Genomic DNA, 3,173 nt, shown 5'->3' on the forward strand with positions numbered 1-3,173 from the left:
TGCTCCCTGTGGGGCTGAAAACACAAAAGCCCTATGGACGGATCCAAAGGGCTTGAATAATGTGGCGGCGACCTACTCTCCCGGGTGTAACCCCAGTACCATCGGCGCTGCAGGGCTTAACTTCTCTGTTCGGGATGGGAAGAGGTGGGACCCCTGCGCTAGGCCGCCTAAATCTTTGTGGATCTCTCCACTTAATATCTTAAGTTTAACATGTATTCGCAGAAACTGTAACAAAACAGCGGTAAGCTTTTGGGCAATTAGTACTACTCAGCTATGACATTACTGCCTTTACACCTGTAGCCTATCAACGTCATCGTCTCTGACGGCCCTATTTGGAAGTCTCATCTTGAGGGGAGTTTCGCACTTAGATGCTTTCAGCGCTTATCTCTTCCCGACGTAGCTACCCGGCAATGCAATTGGCATCACAACCGGTACACCAGCGGTCAGTCCAACCCGGTCCTCTCGTACTAAGGTCAGGTCCTCGCAAACTTCCCACGCCCGCAACAGATAGGGACCGAACTGTCTCACGACGTTCTGAACCCAGCTCGCGTGCCACTTTAATGGGCGAACAGCCCAACCCTTGGGACCTTCTCCAGCCCCAGGATGTGACGAGCCGACATCGAGGTGCCAAACCTCCCCGTCGATATGAGCTCTTGGGGGAGATCAGCCTGTTATCCCCAGCGTACCTTTTATCCTTTGAGCGACGGCCCTTCCATTCAGAACCGCCGGATCACTATACCCGTGTTTCCACCCTGCTCGGCTTGTCGGCCTTACAGTCAAGCTCCCTTATGCTATTGCACTCCTCGTACGGTTACCAAGCGTACTGAGGGAACCTTTGGAAGCCTCCGTTATCCTTTTGGAGGCGACCACCCCAGTCAAACTACCCACCAAGCAATGTCCCCCATTCGGGGTTAGATACCAAACAAACAAAGGGTGGTATTTCAACAGTGACTCCACGAATCCTGGCGAACCCGCTTCATAGTCTCCCACCTATCCTACACATCATTTGTCCAGTACCAATGCTAAGCTGCAGTAAAGGTGCATGGGGTCTTTCCGTCCCGTTGCGGGTACGCGGCATCTTCACCGCGACTACAATTTCACCGAGCTCATGGCTGAGACAGTGCCCAGATCGTTACACCATTCGTGCAGGTCGGAACTTACCCGACAAGGAATTTCGCTACCTTAGGACCGTTATAGTTACGGCCGCCGTTTACTGGGGCTTCGATTCAGAGCTTCTCTTGCGATAACTCCCCCTCTTAACCTTCCAGCACCGGGCAGGTGTCAGGCCTTATACTTAGTCGTTAAACTTTGCAAAGCCATGTGTTTTTGTTAAACAGTCGCCTGGGCCTCTTCACTGCGGCCTCTGTCACCAGAGGCGCCCCTTCTCCCGAAGTTACAGGGCTATTTTGCCGAGTTCCTTAGCCATGATTCACTCGAGCACCTTAGGATACTCTCCTCGACCACCTGTGTCGGTTTGCGGTACGGGTAATTATACGCTTAACGCTAGAAGTTTTTCTTGGAAGCCCTTAGGATCACTATCCGATTGTCCGTAAACGCTCGGTACTATCAGCTTCGGCTAAACCCACGCATTTAACTATGGGTCCAATACCTACTACCTTTAACGCGGTATTCCGTCACCGCGCGGATCTTTCATCACTCCGTCGCTCCATCACCTGTATAATTAGTATGGGAATATTAACCCATTTGCCATCGACTACCCCCTTCGGGTTCGCCTTAGGTCCCGACTAACCCTGATCCGATTAGCGTTGATCAGGAAACCTGGGTCTTACGGTGTGCGGGTTTCTCGCCCGCATTATCGTTACTTATGCCTACATTTGCTTTTCCAAAAACTCCACCACAGCTGACGCTGTAGCTTCGCCGTCGTTGGAATGCTCCCCTACCACTGATATAAATATCAATCCTTCGCTTCGGTACTATGTTTGATGCCCGATTATTATCGACGCCCTGTCGCTCGACCAGTGAGCTGTTACGCACTCTTTAAAGGAATAGCTGCTTCCAAGCTAACCTCCTGGCTGTCTCTGCAACTGGACCACCTTTGTTCAACTTAACATAGATTTGGGGACCTTAGCGGAAGGTCTGGGTTCTTTCCCTCTCGGACTGGGACCTTAGCACCCCAGCCCTCACTGCCGGTTCTATATGACGGCATTCGGAGTTCGTCAGGATTTGGTAGGATTTGACTCCCCCTAGTCCTATCGGTAGCTCTACCTCCGTCATACAATTCCCGACGCTGTTCCTAAAAACATTTCGGGGAGTACGAGCTATTTCTCAGTTTGATTAGCCTTTCACCCCTACCCACAGCTCATCCGGAAACTTTTCAACGTTTATCGGTTCGGTCCTCCATTGTGTGTTACCACAACTTCAACCTGGCCATGGGTAGATCACTAAGTTTCGCGTCTACCCCCACCGACTCAATCGCCCTTTCAGACTCGCTTTCGCTCCGGGTACGGTACTGAATACCTTACCCTTGCCGATGAGGAGTAACTCGTAGGCTCATTATGCAAAAGGCACGCCGTCACCACATCGCGTGGCTCCGACCGCTTGTAAGCGCACGGTTTCAGGTTCTATTTCACCCTCCTATTCGGAGTACTTTTCACCTTTCCCTCACGGTACTAGTTCACTATCGGTCTCTCAGGAGTATTTAGCCTTACCAGATGGTGCTGGCAGTTTCAATCGGGATTCCTCCGGTCCCGACCTACTCAGGATACCCGTCTCGCAAACAACAATTCCAATACGGGACTCTCACCCTCTATGGTCGGCCTTCCCATGCCGTTCGCGTCTCGTTGTCATTGATTATACAGGTCCTACAACCCCGTCCATGCCGTAACATGAACGGTTTGGGCTCTTCCGCGTTCGCTCGCCACTACTTACGGAATCATTATTATTTTCTCCTCCTATGGGTACTTAGATGTTTCAGTTCCCCACGTTCGCTTCCTTTTCAGGATAGTCTTTAAGACTGGGTTGCCCCATTCGGATATCTACGGATCAACTCGCATTGGCCAATCCCCGTAGCTTTTCGCAGCTTATCACGTCCTTCCTCGCCTCTGAGAGCCTAGGCATCCCCCGTGCGCCCTTATTCACTTACTCTACTTTTGTACTTTAAAAGTACTTCTGTTACAATTTCTGCTCAACATGTCAATGAACTTGTTACCTTA

The 3,173-nt window shown here is 51.1% G+C and carries 2 rRNA genes; both read right to left on the bottom strand.

The annotated features are described in order from the left end of the window. Positions 1–59 precede the first annotated feature (59 nt). Positions 60–171 (bottom strand): 5S ribosomal RNA (gene rrf, locus JYB62_RS19525). A gap of 66 nt (positions 172–237) precedes the next feature. Next, a 23S ribosomal RNA gene (locus JYB62_RS19530) occupies positions 238–3,105 on the bottom strand. Positions 3,106–3,173: the final 68 nt, after the last annotated feature.

It is taken from the genome of Algoriphagus lutimaris (assembly GCF_017051705.1).
Taxonomy (GTDB): Bacteria; Bacteroidota; Bacteroidia; order Cytophagales; family Cyclobacteriaceae; genus Algoriphagus; species Algoriphagus lutimaris.